The organism is Klebsiella terrigena (assembly GCF_012029655.1).
GTDB lineage: Bacteria > Pseudomonadota > Gammaproteobacteria > Enterobacterales > Enterobacteriaceae > Klebsiella > Klebsiella terrigena.
In genome coordinates this window covers 1,716,335-1,738,286 of sequence record NZ_CP050508.1, presented here as the reverse complement: position 1 = coordinate 1,738,286, position 21,952 = coordinate 1,716,335, and the positions used below count along the sequence as shown (strand labels likewise).

Genomic DNA, 21,952 nt, shown 5'->3' with positions numbered 1-21,952 from the left:
ATATCTTGCCTGGTCACTATGTGAACCTCAGCTAATCCCCCAGACAAAAAGCGCGTCCTTTGGAGCAGCAGGCTCATGCTGTTTTCCTGCAGCCGCGGCTCCTTAGCACATTGTTGGGCCAGGCGGCCTTCGTTCTGCTGCCTGAAAGATACCCCATGCCATAGAAACGCTCGGCAACAAATCTAGTACTAAAGTAGTAATTTATTAACTAAATAAATATTTTTGTAACCATAAACTTGATCAATGTAAACAAGTGGTTATAGTTTTAGCAAGCGTTACAAAGTGTGACCCGTTGTCACATCGATATTACCGAGTGAATCACCGAAAAATCATGAGGATTCCAATGAAATTGACACCAATAGTAAAGGGAATGGCGTTAGCCGGGGTGCTATCGACCTTTGCCCTTTCCGCCTGGGCTGATACCTCCCCTAAAGAAGCGACCGCCGCCACCAAACAGGCAAACGATGCCCTTTACAACCAGCTGCCCTTCTCCGACAACACCGATTTTAGCAACGCGCATAAAGGCTTTATTGCCGCTCTCCCTGGCTATGTCATCAAAGGCGAACAGGGCAACGTCGTCTGGAACCCGCAGCAGTACGCCTTCATCAAAGAAGGGGAAAAGGCGCCGGATACCGTCAACCCGAGCCTGTGGCGTCAGTCTCAGCTGATTAACATCAGCGGCCTGTTTGAAGTGACCGAAGGCGTCTATCAGATCCGCAACCTCGATCTCTCCAACATGACCATCATCGAAGGTAAAGAAGGCATTACCGTCGTTGACCCGCTGGTATCCGCTGAAACCGCGAAAGTGGGCATGGACCTGTACTACAAAAACCGCGGCAAGAAGCCGGTGGTGGCCGTTATCTACACCCACAGCCACGTTGACCACTACGGCGGCGTGCGCGGCGTCATTGATGAAGCCGACGTGAAGTCGGGCAAAGTGAAAGTCTATGCGCCGGCCGGCTTTATGGAAGCCGCCGTGGCGGAAAACATCATGGCCGGTAACGTCATGAGCCGTCGCGCCAGCTATATGTACGGCAACCTGCTGAAGCCGGAAGCCACCGGCCAGGTAGGCGCTGGGCTGGGGACCACCACCTCCGCCGGCACCGTGACCCTGATTGCTCCGACCAACATCATTGAAAAAGACGGCCAGAAAGAGGTTATCGACGGCCTGACCTATGATTTCATGCTGGCGCCGGGCTCTGAAGCACCGTCTGAAATGCTGTGGTATATCGAAGAGAAGAAGCTCATCGAAGCGGCGGAAGACGTCACCCATACCCTGCATAACACCTACTCCCTGCGCGGAGCCAAAATCCGCGAGCCGCTGCCGTGGTCGAAATATATCAACGAAGCGATCGTTCGCTGGGGCGACAAAGCTGAGATCATCATGGCTCAGCACCACTGGCCGACCTGGGGCAACGAAAACGTCGTCAACCTGCTGAAGAGCCAGCGTGACCTCTATCGTTACATCAACGACCAGACCCTGCGCATGGCTAACGAAGGGCTGACCCGCGACGAAATTGCCGCCAAATTCAAGCTGCCGGACAGCCTGGCGCACACCTGGGCCAACCGCGGCTACTACGGTTCCGTCAGCCACGACGTGAAGGCCACCTACGTGCTGTACCTCGGCTGGTTCGACGGCAACCCGGCCACCCTCGACGAACTGCCGCCGGAAGAAGCGGCTAAAAAGTTTGTTGATTACATGGGCGGCGCCGACGCCATCATGAAGAAGGCCAAAGAGGACTATGACCAGGGTAACTACCGCTGGGTAGCCCAGGTGGTGAGCAAAATCGTCTTCGCCGACCCGAAAAACCAGGCGGCGCGTAATCTGGAAGCGGATGCCCTGGAGCAGCTGGGTTACCAGGCAGAATCCGGTCCGTGGCGCAACTTCTACCTCACCGGCGCGCAGGAGCTGCGCAACGGCGTGGTGAAAGGCCCGACGCCGAACACCGCCAGCCCGGATACCGTCCGCGCGATGACCCCGGAAATGTTCTTTGACTATCTGGCGGTACACATCAACGGTGAGAAAGCCGGTAAAGCCAAAGCGGTCTTCAACATCGACCTCGGCAACGACGGCGGCAAGTATAAGCTGGAGCTGGAAAACGGCGTGCTGAACCACACCGCTAAGGCCGAAGCGAAAGATGCGGATGCCACTATCGTGCTGGACCGTGCGACCCTGAACAAAATCATCCTGAAAGAAGAAACGCTGAAACAGGCTGAAGATAAGGGTGAAGTGAAGGTCACCGGTAACGGGGCGAAGCTGGATGAAATGCTGGGCTACATGGACAAGTTCGAGTTCTGGTTCAACATTGTGACGCCGTAAACCTCCCCCCGCGGCCTCCGGTCGCGGGGTTTCTCTGCGCTAATACTCCTCTGGCAGCGCCCGGTCGATAGACACCAGCTTTCCTCTTGCCATCGTGATGTAGCCCCCGGCCTTGAGGTCGGCAAGCACCCGGAAAACGTGGGTCCGCGAAAGATTGGTTCGCTTGATGATAAACAGCGCCAGGCCTTCATTTTCACCCTCATGCGTATTCTGCCGGTAGAGATAGCGAAACAGCATCGGCCGGATGGTCTGGTAGCTGGTCAGCTGCCGACGCTCGTTATGCAGGTCGATGGTGAAAATAGTCATATACACCAGAATCGTCGCCAGCTCCTGCACGCGCTGCGGATTATTTTGGATAAAGATACGGTCAAACGCCTCATAGGATATTTTAATAAGCCTGACCGGCGCGCTTCCCATATATTCAAACTTAGCCAGCGGGCAGTATCTTTCCATTAGGCCAATCGGCATATGCTCAATGCTATTCCCGATATTAAGACCGTTCTCCGGCATTAATATTGATAAAGAACCGCCAGTACAAAAATAAATATAGCCAGCCTTGACTTCTAATTTTTTATTGGCAGGCAACGAAACGACCTCGCCTTCCTGAATGATTTCATCCAGATAGCTATCAATCTCTAACGTGCTGTAATAGCCGTGTATTTCCTGAAAATTCACCGCATGCCCTCACTCCATTCTGCCGTAAGTTCAGTATAGCAGCGAGTCCGGCGTGGATTCGAGGCCTACCGTTGTTATTTTCCAGGCAGTCCCATATGGGACTATTAACACCATCTATTCCACTTACAATAGCCGGTAATGAGTCCGCATTTGCATTAGCCGTATCATATTTATTATTGATTTCGGCACAAATAATCTAAGAGGTCATTTAATGAAATTAAATCAGATTGCTAAACACCTGGCGATGGCCGGTGTTCTGGTTTCGCTGTCCGCTTCCGCTTTTGCACAGGTTCAGCCGAACGATGCGACGCCTGCCACCCGTCAGGCCAATAGCGCGCTGTACAACAAGCTGCCGTTTGCCGATAAAACCGATTTTGAAAACGCGCATAAAGGCTTCATCGCCGCGCTGCCGTCGAGCATGATTAAAGGCGAACAGGGCAACGTTATTTGGGATCCGGCGAAATACGACTTCGTTAAAGAAGGCCAAAAGTCTCCGGATAGCGTTAACCCTAGCCTGTGGCGCCAGTCCCAGCTGATTAATATCGGCGGTCTGTTCAAGGTCACCGACGGCGTTTACCAGATTCGCAACCTCGACCTCTCCAACATGACCATTATCGAAGGTGATAAAGGCATTACCATCATCGATCCGCTGCTGAGCGCCGAACCGGCCAAAGAGGGGTTGGACCTCTACTACGCCAATCGCGGCAAGAAGCCGGTGGTCGCGGTGCTGTTCACCCACAGCCACGTTGACCACTACGGCGGCATTCGCGGCGTGGTTGACGAAGCCGACGTGAAGTCGGGCAAAGTCAAAATCTACGCGCCGGACGGCTTTATGAAAGAAGCGGTTTCGGAAAATATCATGGCCGGTACGGCGATGAGCCGCCGCGCCAGCTATATGTACGGCAACCTGCTCAAGCCCGACGCGAAAGGTCAGGTTGGCGCGGGTCTGGGTACCACCACCTCCGCCGGTACCGTTACGCTGATCCAGCCGACAAACTACATCACTAAAACCGGGCAGGAAGAGGTGATTGATGGCCTGACCTACGATTTCATGATGGCGCCGGGCTCTGAGGCCCCGTCGGAAATGCTGTGGTACGTCAAAGAGAAGAAAATGATCGAAGCGGCGGAAGACGTGACCCACACGCTGCACAACACCTACTCCCTGCGCGGCGCAAAAATCCGCGATCCGCTGGCGTGGTCGAAATACATCAACGCAGCCATCGACCGCTGGGGCAGCGACGCCGACGTGATTATCGCACAGCACCACTGGCCGACCTGGGGCAACGACAACATTGTTAAGCTGATGAAAGGCCAGCGCGACATGTATCGCTATATCAACGACCAGACCCTGCGCATGGCTAACGAAGGCCTGACCCGCGACGAAATTGCCGCGAACTTCAAGCTGCCGGAAGCGCTGGAGAAGCAGTGGTCAAGCCGGGGCTACTACGGTTCCGTCAGCCACAACGTCAAGGCCACCTACGTGTACTATCTCGGCTGGTTTGACGGCAACCCGGCTACCCTCGACGAGCTGCCGCCCGAGCAGGCTGCGAAGAAGTTTGTCGAATATATGGGCGGCGCCGGCAATATCCTGAGCAAAGCCAAAGAGGATTACCGCCAGGGTAACTATCGCTGGGTGGCGCAGGTCACCAGCAAAGTGGTGTTCGCCGACCCGCAAAACCAGGACGCGCGGAACCTCGAAGCGGATGCGCTGGAGCAGTTGGGCTACCAGGCGGAAGCCGGCACCTGGCGTAACTTCTACCTCACCGGCGCGCAGGAGCTGCGTAACGGCGTGCAGAAGCTGCCAACGCCGAACACCGCCAGCCCGGATACCGTCCGCGCGATGACCCCGGAAATGTTCTTCGACTACCTGGGCGTGCATATTAACGGCGAAAAAGCCGGCGCGGCGAAGGCGATTCTCAACGTCGATCTGGGTAAAGACGGCGGCAAGTACAAGCTGGAGCTGGAAAACGGCGTCCTGAACCACACCGCTAACGCGGTCGCCGACAACGCGGATGCCAACATCACCCTCGATCGCGATACGCTGAACAAGATTATCCTCAAGCAAGAGACGCTGAAGCAGGCGGTTGATCAGGGTGAGGTGAAAATTACCGGTAATGCTGCGAAGCTGGACGAAATGCTGAGCTACATGGACAAGTTTGAGTTCTGGTTCAATATCGTTACTCCGTAACTGAGCCGATTATCATCCCCCGAGGCCGCCGGTCGCGGGGGATTTTTTTTGGCCATTTCCGCGCCCCCCCTGCGCTTCCCGCCCTGATTCCCTGCCCTTGCGCGCACATCTCGATTTGCTTTCCCCACCGCCCCGGTCACAAGATTAGCTGTGGGAATAGTGATTTCGCAGATAACCAGCCGAGGTGGGCTATGTCCGTTTATCACCATGCGCTGGTGCTGATTAAGCACCTGCCGTAGCTCGCTCGCGCAGGCCCCGTCCGGCCGATCAGGGATTCACTTCCCGCAGCGAACTCAGCAGCAACGCGAAGCTCGACTCAATCAGCGGCGGTAGCGTCTGCGGCCCGCGCATCAGCGCCACGGTGCGGCTCAGCGCCGGCTGCTGCAGCTGGGCTATCTTCAGCTGCGGATCGCATAAGTGGGTGGTATAGAGCTCGGGAAGAATGGCTATCGCCAGGCGCGAGCGCACCAGGCCATACAGCGTTTCGATATAGTCCACCTGATAGCGCGTATTCAGCATCAGGCGATGGCTCTCCGCCAGCGCCCCCACCAGCCGCTGGATATTGCCCTTCGAGAACACCGCGATATCGCGGCCAGCCAGCAGCTTCCACGGCAGATGCGGCTGACCGGCGAGCGGATCGTCGCCGTGCAGCACCGCCACAAACGGGTCCTCGCGCAGCGGATAGACCTGCAGCTCTGCGGGGATCGAACTGTCGATGGCGCCCACGGCGAAATCAATCTGCCCGCTCAGCAGCTCGCGCACCAGCGCGTCGTTGGCCCGATCGTGAAACTCGACCCGCAGGCGCGGAAAGGTTTCGGCCAAGGTCTGCGGCAGCAGGGGAAAAAGCAGCGAGCTGACCGACGGCATCAGGCCGATGCGCACCGTGCCGTCGCCGCCGGCTTCAACGATCTGCTGCATATCCTGAAACGCCAGCTGGGCCACGCTCAGCACGCGCTGCGCGTGGGGCAGGATCGCCGCGCCCAGTTCGGTCAGCGTGACCGAAGAGGCGGTGCGGTTCACCAGCCTGCCGCCGAGCACCGCTTCAACCTGGCGCAGCGCGCTGCTCAGCGCCGGTTGGCTGATGGCCAGCCGGTTGGCGGTATCGGTAAAGTGACGCAGCTGCGCCAGGGTAACAAAATACTGGAGCTGCTTAAGAGAAAGCGCGGGCAGCCGCTGCCAGGGTTCGGTCATGTTATCCATCGCTGAGGGTGAGTAGGCAGAATAACCCGAACTTATCGGGCGATAAATTTATTCATCTGGGCAAACGTTTGCTGTGCCCCTAGAGTAGCGCCATTATCCTTGTGCCGGAGTTGTTATGTCCAGCAGTGCTGAAAACCGCCGCCGCGCCGTCCAGGCCGCCCGGGGCGAATTGCCGTTCGACCTGTTACTCACCGGAGGGCAGATCGTTGATATGGTCACCGGGGAACTCCGCGCCGCCGACGTCGGCATCGTCGGCGAGATGATTGCCAGCGTCCATCCGCGCGGCAGCCGCAGCGACGCCGCTGAATCCCGCGACCTGCAGGGCGCCTACCTCTCCCCGGGGTTGATGGATACCCACGTCCATCTCGAAAGCTCCCATCTCCCCCCCGAGCGCTACGCGGAAATCGTCCTCGCCCAGGGCACCACGGCGGTATTTTGGGATCCGCACGAGCTGGCCAACGTGCTCGGCGTGGAAGGCGTGCGCTACGCCGTTGCCGCCAGCCGCAATCTGCCGCTCGAGGTGATGGTCGCCGCCCCTTCCAGCGTCCCGTCCACGCCCGGGCTGGAGATGTCCGGCGCCGATTTTGCCGGAGAAGAGATGACCACCATGCTGGCGTGGCCGGAGGTGCGCGGCGTGGCGGAAGTGATGGACATGCACGGCGTGCTGCACGCCAGCGAGCGGATGCAGGAGATAGTTCAGGCGGGCCTGGACAGCGGCAAGCTGATTGAAGGCCACGCCCGCGGGCTGAACGGCGCGGACCTGCAGGCCTATCTGGCCGCCGGCGTCACCTCCGATCATGAACTCACCTCGGCGGAGGATGCGCTGGAAAAGCTGCGCGCCGGACTGACGCTGCAAATTCGCGGCTCGCACCCCTATCTGCTGGAGGATATCGTCAAGGCGCTGAAAACCCTGCCGCACCTCTCCTCGCAGATCACCGTCTGCACCGACGACGTGCCGCCGGATATGCTGCTGGAAAAAGGCGGCATTATCGCCCTGCTCAACCTGCTGATCGGGCACGGCCTGCCGGCCACCGATGCCCTGCGCTTCGCTACGCTGAACTCAGCGATCCGCCTGCAGCGCCATGATTTAGGCCTGATTGCCGCCGGCCGCCGCGCGGACCTGGTGGTGTTTCCCGATCTGGATAAGCTGCAGGCGCGCGAGGTCTACGTTGCCGGGAAGCTGATTGCCCGGGACGGGCGGCTGTGCCGGCCAATCCCTGCGGCCACCGGCGTCACGCCGCCGCGCGATACCCTGCAGCTTGCGCCGCTGAGCGCCGACGACTTTATCCTTAAGGTGGCCGGTATTCACCACGGCGTTGCCCGCCTGCGGCATATTCGCGGCGCGCGCTTTACGCAGTGGGGAGAAGTTGAGGTGCAGATCCGCGACGGCAAAGTCCAGCTGCCCGACGGCTTCAGCCTGATTTGGGTCAAGCACCGCCACGGTCGCCATCAGGCGACGCCGCAGATTGCCCTGCTTGAGGGCTGGGGCGAGCTGCGCGGGGCGATTGCCACCAGCTACTCCCACGACTCGCATAACCTCGTGGTGCTCGGGCGAGACGCCGAAGAGATGGCGCGGGCCGCCAACCGGCTGATCGCCTCCGGCGGCGGCATGGCGCTGGCGCAGCGGGGGGAGATTCTGGCCCACGTCGCCATGCCGATTGCCGGAATGCTTTCCGACCTGCCGGCGACGGAGCTGGCGCGCCAGTTCCGCGAGCTGCGCGACCTGAGCGCTGAAATTGCCGACTGGGAGCCGCCGTACCGGGTGTTTAAGGCCATCGAGGGGACCTGCCTCGCCTGCAACGCCGGGCCGCATTTGACCGATTTGGGCTTGACCGACGGCACCACCCGCCGGATCGTCGACCCGCTGATAGCCTGCCGGGAAACCCCGGAGCATACCCACAACAATAATCACGGAGCCTGATAATGGCTGACAACACGCTTCCTGCATCAACCCGGGGCCGCTGGCTGGAACAGCGATTTGCCCTCTACTCCCGCGGCAGCACGCTACGCACCGAGTGCCTGGCGGGGGTCACCGGCTTTCTCGCCGCCGCCTATCTGCTGGTGGTGATCCCCGGCCTGCTGGCGGTTGGCGGAATGGATAAAGGCGCGGTCACTACCGGAACCATTTTGGTCTTCGTCGCCGGCACGCTGCTGATGGCGTTCTACGCGAACCTGCCGTTTATCGTCGGCCCCGGCATCGGCGGGTCGGTGCTGGTGGGCGTCACCCTCGCAGGGAGCGAAGGCATCGGCTGGCAAATCGGCCTCGGCATCGCCTGCTGGTCCGGGATTCTGTTCTTCCTGCTGACCAAATTCGGCCTGCGCGAGGTGGTGACCCGCTCGGTGCCGCAGTCGATCAAGCTGGGGCTCACCGCCTCCATCGGGCTGTTCGTGGCGGTTCTCGGCTTTCGCAACGCCGGCCTGGTGCTGGCGAATGCGAAAACCAACGCCCTGATGCTCGGCGACTTCCTCTCCCCCGGCGCGCTGGTAGCGCTGTGCGGCCTGTTTCTCGCCATTGCGCTGCAGGCGCGGCGCATTCCGGGTGCGATCCTGTGGGCGATCCTCGTTGCCACCCTTGTCGGGATCCCGTTCGGCGTCACCCGGCTGCCGACCAGCTTTATCGCCATGCCGCACTCGCTGACGCCGGTTCTCGGCCACGTCGATATGCTCGGCGCGCTGAATATCGCCTTTCTGCCGTTTCTGTTTATCTTTTTCGCCTCCGAGTTTTTCTCCACCATGGGAACCACTTTGGCGGTAGGCGGCGAGGCGGGACTGCTGGATGAAGAGGGCAATATGGTGCACATCAACCGGCCGTTTATGGTTGACTCCATTGCTGCGGCCATCGGGCCGTGGGTCGGCATTCCGGCGGCCACCGCGCTGATTGAGTCCTCCGCGGCGGCCGAAGCCGGCGGTAAGACCGGGCTGACGGCGCTGGCGGCGGCGGTGATGTTCCTGCTGATGCTGCTGTTTACCCCGATTGCGCTGATGATCCCCAAAGAGGCCACCGCGCCGGCGCTGATCCTGATTGGCCTGAATATGTTCAGCGGCCTGCGCAAGGTCGATTTAGCCAACTTTACCGACGGGCTGCCGGTGCTGATGATGGTGATGATCACCCTGATTGCCAACAGCTTCGGTACTGGCATCGCCGGCGGGCTGCTGTTCTACGTGGTGATTAAGAGCGTGGCCGGAAAGTGGCGCGAGATCCCGTTAGGGCTGTGGATCCTCGCGATTCCGCTGGTCTACTACTTCGCGACCCTGGTCAGGCACTAGGGCGCCGGGCGCTGGTTGTGCAGCGCCTCGCAGCGGGCCTTCACCTCTTCATACAGCAAACGCACCGCGGCAGAGAGCTGCTTGCGGTGCGGGCAAATCATATTCAGCGGCACCCGGTCGCCCTGATACTGCGGCAGCAGGACCTGCAGCCGCCCGGCGCGAATATCGTCGCTGACGTCGAGCCAGGACTTGTAGGCAAACCCCTCCCCGGCAATTGCCAGGCGGCGAATCACTTCCGCATCGTCACTGACGATAACGCCAGAAACCTGCAGATGCTGAACCTCACCCGCCAGGCTTAACGGCCAGCGATCGAACTGCCTGCCGCGCAGCACGTACAGCAGAGCGTTACGCTGCGCCAGCTCCTCCAGGGTTTGCGGTTCACCGTGTTCGGCGATCCACGCCGGGGAAGCCACCAGCACCCGGCGGTTTTCCGCCGCCACCGGCAGCGAGATAAACGACGCGTCGTCGTTATCGCCGTAGCGAAAGGCCACGTCGACCGGATCTTTAAACACGTCGGTGCGGTGATCGGAGAACAGGATACGCAGCCTGAGCTCCGGGTAGCGTTGGCGAAATCCGCGAAACACGGTCAGCAGCAGGTTACGCCCGAGGTCGGAGGGCACCGCAATTTGCAGCGTGCCGCGGATTTGGTCATCCGGCAGCTGAATCTTTTGCAGCCCGGCGTGCAGGGTATCGAGCATCTGCGTGGCATAGGGCAGCCAGGTCTCCCCTTCGGGGGTCAGGCGCAGGCTGCGGGTTGAGCGGGCAAAAAGGCGGATATTCAGCGTGGTCTCCAGACGCTTAATCGCCGCGCTGACCTGCGCCGGTTGCTGCCCGACCTCCCGCGCCGCGTCGCTAAAGCTGCCCAACGCCGCCGCGCGGACAAATAACGTCAGATCTTCCAGCCTGAACATATTCACTCCCACCTCCGGATCCCCGGACTTTTCCTAAAACAGGCGCGGTTTGCTGAATCGCGTAATCGGCACCATCGTTTGCTTACATTTTTAATCAACCAGTACTTGCCATCGCCCTCATGCTTCGGAATGATACGAGGCTGCGATTTTGTGTCCAGGATAATAATGAGGAATTTATGCGTAAAACAAAAATGATGCTTCTGGGCGTACTGCTGGCCGGCACCTGCGCAGTTGGGTCGGTCTCCGCCGCCGATCTGCAGAAATATGAGCTGGACGGCGTGACCTCCGACTTCCAGCAGTTTCGCGTCGGCGATAGCGTACCGCCGCTGTATATGACCCCGGAGTACACCATTAAGCAGTGGCAGCAGCGCCACCTGCCGGCGCCAGACGCCAACACCCACTGGACCTATATGGGCGGCAGCTACGTGCTGGTCACCGAGCCGGAAGGCAAAATTGTCAAAATTTACGACGGCGAGATTTTCTACCAGCACTGATTGTGCGTAGCGGCCGCTTGCCGCCACGAAAAACGCCCGGTCCTTCTGCTGCTCCCGCATGGCGCAGCGAAGTCCCGGGCGTTGTTTTATCCGCGACGCTTACACCGCGCGGAAGGCGATCTCGCTGGGGATAACCTCACCCTGCCAGTAGAGCTGGGCCGCTACGCGCCCTGCCAGCTGGCGATAGATATCGGTAAACTCGCTTTCCGGGCGGGCGATCACCGTCGGGGTCCCGTTATCCAGGTCCTCGCGCAGATGAATGTGCAGCGGCAGCTGGCCGAGCAGCTGGGTGTGATATTTTTCCGCCAGCTTCTGCGCACCGCCGGTGCCAAAGATAGCCTCATGGTGACCACAGTTGCTGCAAATATGCATGCTCATGTTCTCCACGATACCCAGCACCGGCACCTCCACTTTTTCGAACATCACGATGCCCTTTTTGGCATCGATCAGCGCGATGTCCTGCGGCGTGGTGACCACCAGCGCGCCGGTCACCGGGATGTTCTGCGCCAGCGTCAGCTGAATGTCGCCGGTGCCCGGCGGCATATCCAGCACCAGATAGTCGAGATCCGGCCACAGCGTCTCCTGCAGCATCTGCATCAGCGCTTTACTGGCCATCGGGCCGCGCCACACCATGGCATTCTCATCAGTCACCAGATAGCCGATGGAGTTGGTGGCGAGGCCGAATTTCATAATCGGCGCCATATGGGTGCCGTCCGGCGAGGTGGGACGCTGATCTTCAGCGCCCAGCATGGTAGGAATCGACGGGCCGTAAATATCGGCGTCGAGAATACCGACCTTCGCCCCTTCCGCCGCCAGCGCCAGCGCGAGGTTAACCGCCGTAGACGATTTGCCGACGCCGCCCTTGCCGGAGCTCACGGCAATAATATTCTTCACGCCGTTAACGCCCGGCTGGTTTTTCACCCGCTTCAGGGTGGCGATGCTGTGCGTCAGCTTCCAGTCGATAGCCTGCGCGCCGGTAATGCGCAGCAGCTCGGCGCTGCACTGCTCTTTCAGGGCTTCAAAAGCGCTGTGCCAGACGAATGGCATCTGAATCTCGATATGCACGGTGTCGTCCAGCCAGGCAACGTGGTGCAGCGCCTTCAGCGCGGTGAGATTATGCTTCAAAGTGGGGTGCTGAAAATTAGCCAGCGTTCCGGCGACCATCGCGCGTAGACGTTCGGGGGATTTGGCCTGGGATTGCGAATTCATCCCGACTCCTTTGTTGTTATGAGATGCTTTCAGTAATGATTGAGTTTATCACAGCTGAGGATTATCCATATATGGTCAGCCATTTATGGCGCACCCAGTGCCCTTTTGGTAATATCGGAAGCCCTTTTTACAACAGAAGATGTAATGCTCACTATGACTCAAGTCGCGAAGAAAATTCTGGTAACGTGCGCACTGCCGTACGCCAACGGCTCAATCCACCTCGGCCACATGCTGGAGCACATCCAGGCTGATGTCTGGGTCCGTTACCAGCGAATGCGCGGCCACGAGGTCAACTTCATCTGCGCCGATGACGCCCACGGCACGCCGATCATGCTGAAAGCTCAGCAGCTTGGCGTCTCTCCGGAGCAGATGATTGGCGAGATGAGTCAGGAGCACCAGACCGATTTTGCCGGTTTCGACATTAGCTACGATAACTACCACTCCACCCACAGCGACGAAAACCGCGAGCTGTCGGAGCTTATCTACTCGCGCCTGAAAGAGAACGGTTTTATTAAAAACCGCACCATCTCTCAGCTCTACGATCCGGAAAAAGGGATGTTCCTCCCTGACCGTTTCGTGAAGGGAACCTGCCCGAAATGCAAATCACCGGATCAGTACGGCGATAACTGCGAAGTGTGCGGCGCGACCTACAGCCCGACCGAGCTTATCGAGCCGAAATCGGTGGTTTCCGGCGCGACGCCGGTGATGCGTGAGTCCGAGCACTTCTTCTTCGACCTGCCCTCCTTTAGCGAGATGCTGCAGGCGTGGACCCGCAGCGGCGCGCTGCAGGAGCAAGTGGCGAATAAGATGCAGGAGTGGTTCGAGTCGGGCCTCCAGCAGTGGGACATCTCCCGCGATGCGCCGTACTTCGGCTTCGAAATCCCCAACGCGCCGGGCAAATACTTCTACGTCTGGCTGGACGCGCCGATCGGCTACATGGGTTCCTTCAAAAACCTGTGCGACAAGCGCGGCGACAGCGAAAGCTTTGACGCCTACTGGAAGAAAGACTCTGACGCCGAGCTGTATCACTTTATCGGCAAGGATATCGTCTACTTCCACAGCCTGTTCTGGCCGGCGATGCTGGAAGGCAGCGGCTTCCGCAAGCCAACCAACCTGTTCGTTCACGGCTACGTGACGGTCAACGGCGCGAAGATGTCTAAATCGCGCGGTACCTTCATCAAGGCCAGCACCTGGCTGAACCACTTTGATGCCGACAGCCTGCGCTACTACTACGCCGCCAAGCTCTCTTCGCGCATCGACGATATCGACCTGAACCTCGAAGACTTCATTCAGCGTGTGAATGCTGACATCGTCAACAAGCTGGTTAACCTCGCATCGCGCAACGCCGGCTTTATCGCCAAACGTTTCGACGGCATGCTGGCGGCTGAGCTTGCGGACCCGGCGCTGTATCAAACCTTCACCGATGCGGCAGCAAGCATTGGCGAAGCCTGGGACAGCCGCGAGTTCGGTAAGGCCATCCGTGAAATCATGGCGCTGGCCGACGTGGCAAACCGCTACGTTGACGAGCAGGCGCCGTGGGTAGTCGCCAAACAGGAGGGCCGCGATGCCGATCTGCAGGCGATCTGTACCATGGGCCTGAATATGTTCCGCGTGCTGATGACCTGGCTCAAGCCGGTGCTGCCGCAGCTGACCGCCCGCGCCGAAGCGTTCCTCAACAGCGAACTGAGCTGGGATGCCGTTCAGCAGCCGCTGCTGGCGCATAAGGTCAACACCTTCAAAGCGCTGTATAACCGCATCGAAATGAAGCAGGTTGAGGCGCTGGTAGAAGCATCGAAGGAAGAGGTGAAGGCGCTCTCCGCACCGGTCAGCGGCCCTCTGGCGGACGATCCGCTGCAGGAAACCATCACCTTTGATGATTTTGCTAAAGTGGATATGCGCATCGCGCTGATTGAAAACGCCGAATTCGTCGACGGTTCCGACAAGCTGCTGCGCCTGACGCTGGATATCGGCGGCGAGAAGCGCAACGTCTTCTCCGGCATCCGCAGCGCCTACCCCGATCCGCAGGCGCTGATTGGCCGCCTGACGGTGATGGTGGCGAACCTCGCGCCGCGCAAAATGCGCTTCGGCATCTCCGAAGGGATGGTGATGGCGGCGGGCCCTGGCGGGAAAGATATCTTCCTGCTCAGCCCGGACAGCGGCGCCCAGCCTGGCCAACAGGTCAAATAATCTCCGCGAAAAACGCTGCCCCGGCAGCGTTTTTTTTTTGCCTGTCGCCCGCCCGGACGGGCGCTTTTATTTGCACCCCTCGCGGATAAGAACAATACTCAATACGCTATTCTGACAACGGAACGGTATACATACCAACACAGGGAACCGGGATGAAATACACACACAGGCTGACCGCAATCGCCGTCGCCGCTCTCCTTGCCACGGCGCTGGCCGGCTGCGACAACAAAAAAGAGCAGAGCAAAACCTTTAACCGCGCGGCCGAAGGCGTCGAGCTCAGCTTTACCTACTATTATGATGGCGACAAGGTGCTGCGCCAGGATGCCAACAACACCATCCCCTATAAAACCATCGGCGCCAGCAATAAAGAGCAGGCGCGGGCGATTATTGAACCGATGAGCAGCGTTTACCGCAGCATAAAGGGTGTGGAGCAGACCATCGACTACAAAGACAGCTATGCCCTGGAGCATCTGAGCGTCGATTTTAGCGAGGCGAAAATCAGCGAGCTGTGCAAGCTGCCGGGATCGATGTTTACCGACTGCTCGCGGCAGTTCGTGTCGATGTCGGTGTCGACAAAATTACTCGAAGAGCAGGGTTTTCAGGAAGTGAAGTAGGTCATCGCCCGGCTAAGCGTTGCGTCAGCCGGGCTGCCTGAGGCTGAAACTCAGGCTTTAGCGGCGTGAACGCGCTCGGTCAGACCGCGCAGGAAATAGCGCAGGAACTGGTCGCCGCACTCGCGGAAGTTTTTATGCTCCGGCGCGCGCATCATGGCGGTAATTTCCGGCATCGAGACGCGGAACTGCTGCTGGGTCAGAATGGCGAGAATGTCGTCGGTCTTCAGGGAGAAGGCGATACGCAGCTTTTTCAGCACGATATTGTTATTCACCCGACGCTCCACCGCCAGCGGCGGTGCGGACTCATCTTTACCGCGTTTATCGTAAATCAGACCGTTGAGGAAGATCGACAGAAGGATATCCGGGCAGCGCTGGAAGCCTTCCTCATCCTCTTTTTTCAGCCACGGTACCAGCTGCTCTGCGCTGACGACGGAATCGCCGAGCGCGAAAATACGCACCAGGCCATCATTATTGGTTTTCAAGGTGTAGCGCAGGCTACGTAGGATATCGTTGCTGATCATAATGCCTTCATGATGAAAAATACTGGCGCTAAGTCTACCACGATTCTGCCGTTTTACAGACCAATCGCCTCTTTCAGACTTTTTAAGTAGCGGCGGCTGACCGGCACCGTGTGCCCGGCGCGCATCAGCAGCTCGGCCTGGCCATTCTCCTCGAGACGGATCTCCTTCAGGTGGGCCATATTGACCAGATACTGGCGGTGGCAGCGCAGCAGCGGCGTTCGGCTCTCGAGGGTGCGCAGGGTCAGCTCGGTAAAGCCCTCCTTCCCTTCGCTGTCGGTGACGTAGATACCGCTCATCCGGCTGCTGACAAACGCCACGTCCTCCATCTGCAGCAGCCAGATCCGACTATGCCCGCTGCAGGGAATATACTTCAGCGCCTGCCGGGCGTCGTCGAGCAGCGAGATATCCTGCAGGCTGCGCTCCTGGCGCAGGCGCGCGAGGGTTTTATCCAGCCTCGCGCCCTCAATCGGCTTGAGCAGATAGTCAAACGCGTGCTCCTCGAACGCCTTCACCGCGTATTCGTCGAAGGCGGTCAGGAACACGATATAGGGCCGATGCTCCGGGTCGAGCATGCCGACCATCTCCAGCCCGCTGATGCGCGGCATCTGGATGTCGAGGAACAGCACGTCCGGGCGCAGCTTGTGCACCGCGCCGATCGCCTCAACGGCGTTACCGCACTCGCCCACGACCTCGATATCGCTCTGCGCTTCCAGCAGGATCCGCAGGTTTTCACGCGCCAGCGGCTCATCATCAACTATCAGTACTTTTAACACGCGCTCTCCTCCACGGGCAGTCGCAGCGTAACGCGGGTAAAGCGCTCGGCTTCACAGGTCACGGTAATTCCACACTCGGCGCCAAATCGCGCCCGCAGCCGCCGGTCCACCAGGCTCATACCGAGTCCGCTGGCGTCCGGATTGGCCTGATAGAGCCCGGCGTTATCTTCGATATCCAGCTGCAGCCAGCGCTCATCCTGGCTGGCGCGAATGATAATCTCGCCCACCCCAAGATGCTGCGAGGTGCCGTGCTTAATGGCGTTTTCAACGATCGGCTGCAGCGTAAACGCCGGCAGCTGGTGATGCGCCAGCGCCTCGGGCACCAGCATCTGAATCTGTAGATTGGTCTGGAAACGCGCCTTTTCAATCTGCAGGTAGGCGTTCACATGCTCAATCTCATCCGCCAGGGTGACAATCTCCGACGGCCGCTTCAGGTTCTTGCGAAAGAAGGTCGACAGATACTGCACCAGCTGGCCGGCCTGGTCGCTGTCGCGGCGGATCACCGCCTTCAGGGTATTGAGGGCGTTGAACAGAAAATGGGGGTTAACCTGGGCATGCAGCAGCTTAATTTCCGACTGGGTGAGCAGCGCCTTCTGGCGCTCATACTGCCCGGCAAGAATTTGCGCCGACAGCAGCTGGGCAATCCCCTCGCCCAGCGTGCGGTTGATTGAGCTGAACAGCCGGTTCTTGGCCTCATACAGCTTGATGGTGCCAATCACCCGCTGGTTCTCGCCGCGCAGCGGGATCACCAGCGTCGAGCCGAGCTTGCAGTGCGGATGGATTGAGCAGCGGTAGGGAACCTCGTTGCCGTCGGCATACACCACTTCTCCGCTGTCGATCGCCTTTTGGGTGTAGAGGGAGGAGATCGGCTTGCCGGGTAGATGGTGATCGTCGCCGATGCCGGTGAAGGCCAGCAGCCGGTCGCGATCGGTAATCGCCACCGCGCCGATATCCAGCTCCTGGATAAGCACCTGCGCCACCCGCATGCTGTTCTCTTCGTTAAACCCCTGGCGCAGGATCCCCTCCGTCGAGGCCGCGACCTTCAGCGCGGTGGCGGAAAACGCCGAGGTGTATTTTTCAAACATCGCCCGCTTATCGAGCAGGATACGCATAAACAGCGCGGCGCCAACGGTGTTGGTGACCATCATCGGCGCGGCAATGCTCTGCACCAGATGCAGGGCATCCTGAAACGGGCGCGCGATCAGCAGGATGATCATCATCTGCACCAGTTCGGCAAAGAAGGTGATCGCCCCGGCAGTCAGCGGGCTAAAGACCTTATCCGGCCGCCCGCGCTTGACGAGGATGCTGTGCACCAGCCCGCCAAGCAGCCCTTCAACAATGGTGGAAACCATGCAGCTTAGCGCGGTCATGCCGCCAAGCGAGTAGCGGTGCAGCCCGCCGGTCAGCCCGACGAGGCCACCGACCACTGGCCCGCCGAGCAGGCCGCCCATCACCGCGCCGATGGCCCGGGTATTGGCGATAGAGTCTTCGATATGCAGGCCGAAGTAGGTCCCGAGAATGCAGAAAATGGAGAAGGTGACGTAGCACAGCAGCTTGTGCGGCAGACGGACGGTAACCTGCATCAGGGGGATGAACAGCCGCGTCTTGCTCATCAGCCACGCGATGACTAAAAAGACGCACATCTGCTGAAGCAGCAGCAACACCAGATCGAACTCGTACATACCCGCAGACCACACATCACCTGAAAGCGCGTAACATACACCGCCGGGGAAAATCTTTCTTTGAAGCGCTACAAGAAAATGAACATTCATGGCCGCGATCACACTTCTTAGCGCCTCGCTCTCTTTTGGCAGCACAAAAAATGAGCAAATATTTCCCCTTCCACAAACAGCTTCTACAGTTATAGGGAGGAGAATTCTGCGGGAGGGGAAGAGATGACGCTTTATACGATTGGTGAAGTGGCCCAGCTTTGCGATGTTAACCCGGTCACGCTTCGCGCCTGGCAGCGGCGCTACGGACTGCTTAAACCTCAGCGTACCGACGGCGGCCACCGCCTGTTCAACGAGCAGGAAATTGACCGCATCCGCGAAATTAAGCGCTGGATTGACTCCGGCGTTCAGGTAGGAAAAGTCAAAACGCTGCTCGCCGACAGCGACCCGCAGGAGCAAGGCGGCTGGCGCGAACAGCAGGAGATCGTGCTGACGCTGCTCCACGACGGCAGCTACCATCGCCTGCGGACGTGGATTAAAGAGCGCAGCCACAGCTATCCGGCGCACACCCTGGTCAACCACCTCTTCGTTCCTTTACGCCATCGTCTGCTCAGCCCCCAGCCAACGCTTATCGCGCTGCGCGGCATTCTCGACGGGATCCTCATCAACCATATTGCGCAGAGCCTCGCCAGCGCCTGGAAGCACCCGGGCAGCCACGCGCTGGTGGTGGGCTGGAACAGCGGCGACATCGCCCGGCTGTGGCTGGAGGGCTGGGTGGCCAGCGAACAGGGCTGGCGGGTCGACGTCGTCGCCCACTCGCTGACGCAGATTCGCCCGGAGCTGTTCCCCGAGAGCACCCTGCTGGTGTGGTGCGGTGAAACGCCCGCTGCCTCCGAGCAGGAGCAGCTGCTGGAGTGGCAGCAGCAGGGGCGCGTTATCTGGCTAAATAGCAATTAATGTTTCATTAACACCTGCGCTTCACCGTATAATCGCCCCGTTAACATCAGGAGCCTATTATGAAGCCAGCAAAAATTGCGGTTATTACCCTGTTCTTATTTATGGCTATCGGCGGGATCAGCGGCGTTATGCTTGCCGGTTACTCCTTTATCGTTCGCGGTGGTGTCGGCTGATTCGCTGATTCAGCCGCTCAAACCCGCGATCGACCACGATCGCCGCCAGCGCCACCAGCAGCGCCCCCTGCAGTACATAGGCGGTATTAAACCCGCTCAGGCCAATGACGATCGGCGTGCCGAGCGTATTGGCCCCGACGGTTGAGGCAATCGTCGCCGTCCCCATATTGACGATCGTCGAAGTGCGAATACCGGCCAGCATCACCGGCGCCGCCAGCGGCAGCTCGACTTTTACCAGCCGCTGCCAGCCGGTCATCCCCATTCCCTGCGCCACCTCAAGCGCCCCCGAGGGCACCGCGCTCAGGCCCGCTAGTGTGCCCTGCAGCACCGGCAGAATGCCGTACAGCGCCAGCGCAATCAGCGCCGGCTCCCAGCCAAACCCCAGCACCGGAACCGCAATCGCCAGCACCGCCACCGGCGGAAAGGTTTGCCCCATGGCGGCGATGGTCTCCACCAGCGGGCGAAATTCGCGGCCCGCGGGGCGGGTTACCGCAATCCCCGCGCCTACGCCAATAAGCGTTGCCGCGAGGCTGGAGAGCGCCACCAGCCAGCAGTGGGCGAGGGTCAGGGCCAGAAAGCTCTGCTGCTGATAGACCGGGCGCGGCAGCTCCGGAAACAGGGCGCTAAAAAGCGGCGCGCTGTAGGGAAGCGCCAGCAGAATGGCGATAAACAGCGCCAGCAGCCACAGCAGCGGATCACGCAGAGCCTTCATGCCGCCCCCCCTCGCGCAGCAGATCGGCGAAGTGCAGCGTCCCGCAGGCGACTCCCCGTTCATCCACCACCGGCAGCACCTCGCGGCGATGGGCCACGAACAGCGACAGCGCCTCGCGCAGCGTCATCGCCACGTTGAGGGTATCGCCGGCGAGACGTTCATCGCGACGCAGATAGTCGCCGACGCCGCGCAGCGACAGCAGGCGCACGCCAAGCTCGCTGCGGCCAAAAAAGGTCTCAACAAAGTCGTTCTTCGGCTGCAGCAGCATCTGCAGCGGTTCCCCCTGCTGCACCACTTCCCCGCCGTCCATCAGCACCAGGTGGTCCGCCAGCCGCAGCGCCTCGTCAATATCGTGGGTGACCAGGACAATGGTGCGCCCCAGCAGCCGGTGAATGCGGATCATCTCCTGCTGCAGCGCCTCGCGGGTCACCGGATCGAGCGCGCCGAAGGGTTCGTCCATCAGCAGCACCTCCGGATTGGCCGCCAGCGCCCGCGCCACGCCAACCCGCTGCTGCTGGCCGCCGGAAAGCTGGTGCGGATAGCGCGCCCGCAGCGTAGCCTCCAACCCCAGCAGCGCCATCAGCTCATCAACCCGCGCATCCACTTTTTGGCGCGGCCACTTCTGCAGCTGCGGGACGGTGGCGATATTCTGCGCCACCGTCCAGTGGGGAAACAGGCCTATCGACTGGATGGCATAGCCCATCCGCCGACGCAGCGCCAGCACCGGCTGCTCGCGAATATCCTGGCCGGCGAAGCGGATGGTGCCGCTGTCGTGCTCGACCAGCCGGTTGATCATCTTCAGGGTGGTCGACTTGCCCGAGCCGGAGGTGCCGATCAGCACCGAGAATGCCCCTTCCCGCAGATGCAGGTTGAGGTTTTTCACCGCCGGCTGCCCGGCAAACGATTTGCTTACGCCGTCAAATTCAATCACCGGCCTCTCCTTTTAGCAACGCGCCCCACAGCGCAAAAAGCGCATCCACCACCACCGCCAGCGCGATCGTCGGGATCACCCCGAGCAGCACCAGGTCCAGCGCGCTGCTGAGCAGGCCCTGGAAGACCAGGGCGCCAAATCCCCCGGCGCCGATCAGCGCCGCCACCACCGCCATACCGACGGTTTGTACGCTCACCACCCGCAGGCTGCGCAGCAGTATCGGCAGCGCCAGCGGCAGCTGTACCTGCCAGAAACGCTGGAAAGCGCTCATGCCCATCGCCGCCGCGCTTTCCAGCGCTTCGCGCGGCACCTGCTGCAGACCGGTGACCACGCCGCGCACCAGCGGCAGCAGCGCGTAGAGCACCAGCGCAATCAGCGCGGGCGCCGTTCCGGTGCCGGAGATGCCGGCCTCAGCCAGCGCGGGAAAGCGGCGCGTCAGGCCGGCAAGCGGCGCGATCAGCAGGCCAAAGAGCGCCACCGAAGGGATAGTTTGAATGACGTTGAGGCAGGTAAACACCGACGCCTGCCAGCGCGGCTGCCGCCAGACCCACACGCCCATCGGTACGCCGATGAGCAGAGCGGGCAGCAGCGTACCGAGCAGCAGGAGCACGTGCTGGCGCAGGGCATCGTCAAAGATATCCTGGCGGTTGGCGTACTCTTTTAGCAGCGAGAGCGAGTCAAGCCTCCCCGTCGCCAGCAGGACGCAGGGAATGAGCCAGATTTGCGCATTGAGCAACCAGCGCCACAGGGTGCGTGCCGTCAGGCGCCGTATCGCATCGCTGGCCAGCAGCAGGCACAGCGCCAGCGAGAGCCACAGGCCACTGCCCGGCGACGTGCGCGCCAGCGACGACCCGCTTTGCGCCAGCTGCAGCGCCGCCTGCCCGCCGCCGTACCACAGCAGCGGCAGCAGCGCATCGGCTATCAGGAAAGTTAACAGCAGCGGTAAGCGCCCGGGGAGCGCGCAAAGCAGCAGGACGGCCGCCGCCATGCCCAGCTGCGCGGCAGCCAGCCACGGCCAGCTCTGCCACAGCCAGCGCGCCTCGCCGGAGAGCAGCCGGTTCGGCGCATAGTTAACAAACGGCAGCGCCACCATCATCAGCAGTAAAAGTGCCAGCAGCAGCGAAACGCGGTTATAGCAACGAATAGCCAC

At 60.3% G+C, this 21,952-nt stretch carries 19 protein-coding genes; 9 read left to right on the top strand and 10 right to left on the bottom strand.

What is annotated here, in order from left to right; all coding sequences use genetic code 11:
* Nucleotides 1-343: 343 nt before the first annotated feature.
* Entirely contained in the window at nucleotides 344-2,320 is a 1,977-nt protein-coding gene (locus HCK03_RS08205; protein WP_167691382.1) for an alkyl/aryl-sulfatase, read from the top strand.
* Nucleotides 2,321-2,359: 39 nt separating this feature from the next.
* Here HCK03_RS08205 and HCK03_RS08200 read toward each other — a convergent pair whose 3' ends face one another.
* Nucleotides 2,360-2,995 carry a helix-turn-helix domain-containing protein gene (locus tag HCK03_RS08200; protein ID WP_041146439.1) on the bottom strand — a complete coding sequence of 212 codons (636 nt, stop codon included), beginning with the start codon at nucleotides 2,993-2,995 and terminating at the stop codon, nucleotides 2,360-2,362.
* Nucleotides 2,996-3,206: 211 nt separating this feature from the next.
* On the opposite strand from HCK03_RS08200, the gene HCK03_RS08195 reads away from it, so the two are divergent.
* Nucleotides 3,207-5,183, top strand: coding sequence for an alkyl/aryl-sulfatase (locus tag HCK03_RS08195; protein WP_041146440.1), 1,977 nt, complete (start codon nucleotides 3,207-3,209; stop codon nucleotides 5,181-5,183).
* A 267-nt stretch (nucleotides 5,184-5,450) separates the two neighbouring features.
* Here HCK03_RS08195 and HCK03_RS08190 read toward each other — a convergent pair whose 3' ends face one another.
* Nucleotides 5,451-6,374 carry a LysR family transcriptional regulator gene (locus HCK03_RS08190; protein WP_041146441.1) on the bottom strand — a complete coding sequence of 308 codons (924 nt, stop codon included), beginning with the start codon at nucleotides 6,372-6,374 and terminating at the stop codon, nucleotides 5,451-5,453.
* Nucleotides 6,375-6,498: 124 nt separating this feature from the next.
* On the opposite strand from HCK03_RS08190, the gene HCK03_RS08185 reads away from it, so the two are divergent.
* Both HCK03_RS08185 and HCK03_RS08180 read left to right on the top strand, forming a co-directional pair.
* Nucleotides 6,499-8,304, top strand: coding sequence for an adenine deaminase (locus tag HCK03_RS08185; RefSeq protein WP_167691381.1), 1,806 nt, complete (start codon nucleotides 6,499-6,501; stop codon nucleotides 8,302-8,304).
* 2 nt (nucleotides 8,305-8,306) lie between these two features.
* On the top strand, nucleotides 8,307-9,650 hold the full coding sequence (locus HCK03_RS08180; RefSeq protein WP_167691380.1) for an NCS2 family permease: 1,344 nt from the start codon (nucleotides 8,307-8,309) through the stop codon (nucleotides 9,648-9,650).
* Here the strand turns inward: HCK03_RS08180 and HCK03_RS08175 are convergent.
* Nucleotides 9,647-10,561, bottom strand: a complete 915-nt coding sequence (locus HCK03_RS08175; protein WP_076945845.1) for a LysR family transcriptional regulator — start codon at nucleotides 10,559-10,561, stop codon at nucleotides 9,647-9,649. The genes HCK03_RS08180 and HCK03_RS08175 overlap by 4 nt on opposite strands.
* Nucleotides 10,562-10,737: 176 nt before the next feature.
* Here HCK03_RS08175 and HCK03_RS08170 point away from each other — a divergent pair, with 176 nt between their 5' ends.
* Entirely contained in the window at nucleotides 10,738-11,055 is a 318-nt protein-coding gene (locus HCK03_RS08170) for an RcnB family protein (RefSeq protein WP_041146444.1), read from the top strand.
* A gap of 99 nt (nucleotides 11,056-11,154) precedes the next feature.
* Here the strand turns inward: HCK03_RS08170 and apbC are convergent, their stop codons facing one another.
* A complete protein-coding gene (gene apbC, locus HCK03_RS08165) occupies nucleotides 11,155-12,264 on the bottom strand; it encodes an iron-sulfur cluster carrier protein ApbC (protein WP_041146445.1) in 1,110 nt (369 codons plus the stop codon).
* Between the two features lie 153 nt (nucleotides 12,265-12,417).
* On the opposite strand from apbC, the gene metG reads away from it, so the two are divergent.
* Nucleotides 12,418-14,451: a methionine--tRNA ligase gene (gene metG, locus HCK03_RS08160; protein ID WP_041147700.1), complete on the top strand. Its 2,034-nt coding sequence runs from the start codon at nucleotides 12,418-12,420 to the stop codon at nucleotides 14,449-14,451.
* 152 nt (nucleotides 14,452-14,603) lie between these two features.
* Nucleotides 14,604-15,065 (top strand): YehR family lipoprotein, encoded by a 462-nt coding sequence (locus HCK03_RS08155; RefSeq protein WP_041146446.1) that lies wholly within the window; start codon nucleotides 14,604-14,606, stop codon nucleotides 15,063-15,065.
* Between the two features lie 50 nt (nucleotides 15,066-15,115).
* Here HCK03_RS08155 and HCK03_RS08150 read toward each other — a convergent pair whose 3' ends face one another.
* The 3 genes from HCK03_RS08150 to HCK03_RS08140 are packed head-to-tail and all read right to left on the bottom strand — an operon-like array spanning nucleotide 15,116 to nucleotide 18,041.
* A complete protein-coding gene (locus HCK03_RS08150; RefSeq protein WP_041146447.1) occupies nucleotides 15,116-15,586 on the bottom strand; it encodes a YehS family protein in 471 nt (156 codons plus the stop codon).
* A gap of 53 nt (nucleotides 15,587-15,639) precedes the next feature.
* The gene (gene btsR, locus HCK03_RS08145) at nucleotides 15,640-16,359 is read right to left on the bottom strand and encodes a two-component system response regulator BtsR (protein ID WP_041146448.1); all 720 of its coding nucleotides are present in this window, start codon (nucleotides 16,357-16,359) and stop codon (nucleotides 15,640-15,642) included.
* On the bottom strand, nucleotides 16,353-18,041 hold the full coding sequence (locus HCK03_RS08140) for a sensor histidine kinase (RefSeq protein ID WP_041146449.1): 1,689 nt from the start codon (nucleotides 18,039-18,041) through the stop codon (nucleotides 16,353-16,355). Before HCK03_RS08140 ends, btsR begins: the two co-directional genes overlap by 7 nt.
* Before the next feature lie 213 nt (nucleotides 18,042-18,254).
* On the opposite strand from HCK03_RS08140, the gene HCK03_RS08135 reads away from it, so the two are divergent.
* Together HCK03_RS08135 and HCK03_RS08130 are read left to right on the top strand one after the other, a co-directional pair.
* A complete protein-coding gene (locus HCK03_RS08135) occupies nucleotides 18,255-18,986 on the top strand; it encodes a MerR family transcriptional regulator (RefSeq protein ID WP_143717287.1) in 732 nt (243 codons plus the stop codon).
* A gap of 59 nt (nucleotides 18,987-19,045) precedes the next feature.
* Nucleotides 19,046-19,159, top strand: a complete 114-nt coding sequence (locus HCK03_RS08130) for a protein YohO (RefSeq protein WP_071844955.1) — start codon at nucleotides 19,046-19,048, stop codon at nucleotides 19,157-19,159.
* Here the strand turns inward: HCK03_RS08130 and HCK03_RS08125 are convergent.
* The 3 genes from HCK03_RS08125 to HCK03_RS08115 are packed head-to-tail and all read right to left on the bottom strand — an operon-like array spanning nucleotide 19,134 to nucleotide 21,952.
* The gene (locus tag HCK03_RS08125; RefSeq protein ID WP_123551728.1) at nucleotides 19,134-19,871 is read right to left on the bottom strand and encodes an ABC transporter permease; all 738 of its coding nucleotides are present in this window, start codon (nucleotides 19,869-19,871) and stop codon (nucleotides 19,134-19,136) included. The genes HCK03_RS08130 and HCK03_RS08125 overlap by 26 nt on opposite strands.
* Entirely contained in the window at nucleotides 19,855-20,802 is a 948-nt protein-coding gene (locus HCK03_RS08120) for an ABC transporter ATP-binding protein (RefSeq protein ID WP_041146452.1), read from the bottom strand. Before HCK03_RS08120 ends, HCK03_RS08125 begins: the two co-directional genes overlap by 17 nt.
* Nucleotides 20,795-21,952, bottom strand: coding sequence for an ABC transporter permease (locus HCK03_RS08115; RefSeq protein WP_041147701.1), 1,158 nt, complete (start codon nucleotides 21,950-21,952; stop codon nucleotides 20,795-20,797). The genes HCK03_RS08120 and HCK03_RS08115 overlap by 8 nt, the downstream gene beginning before the upstream one ends.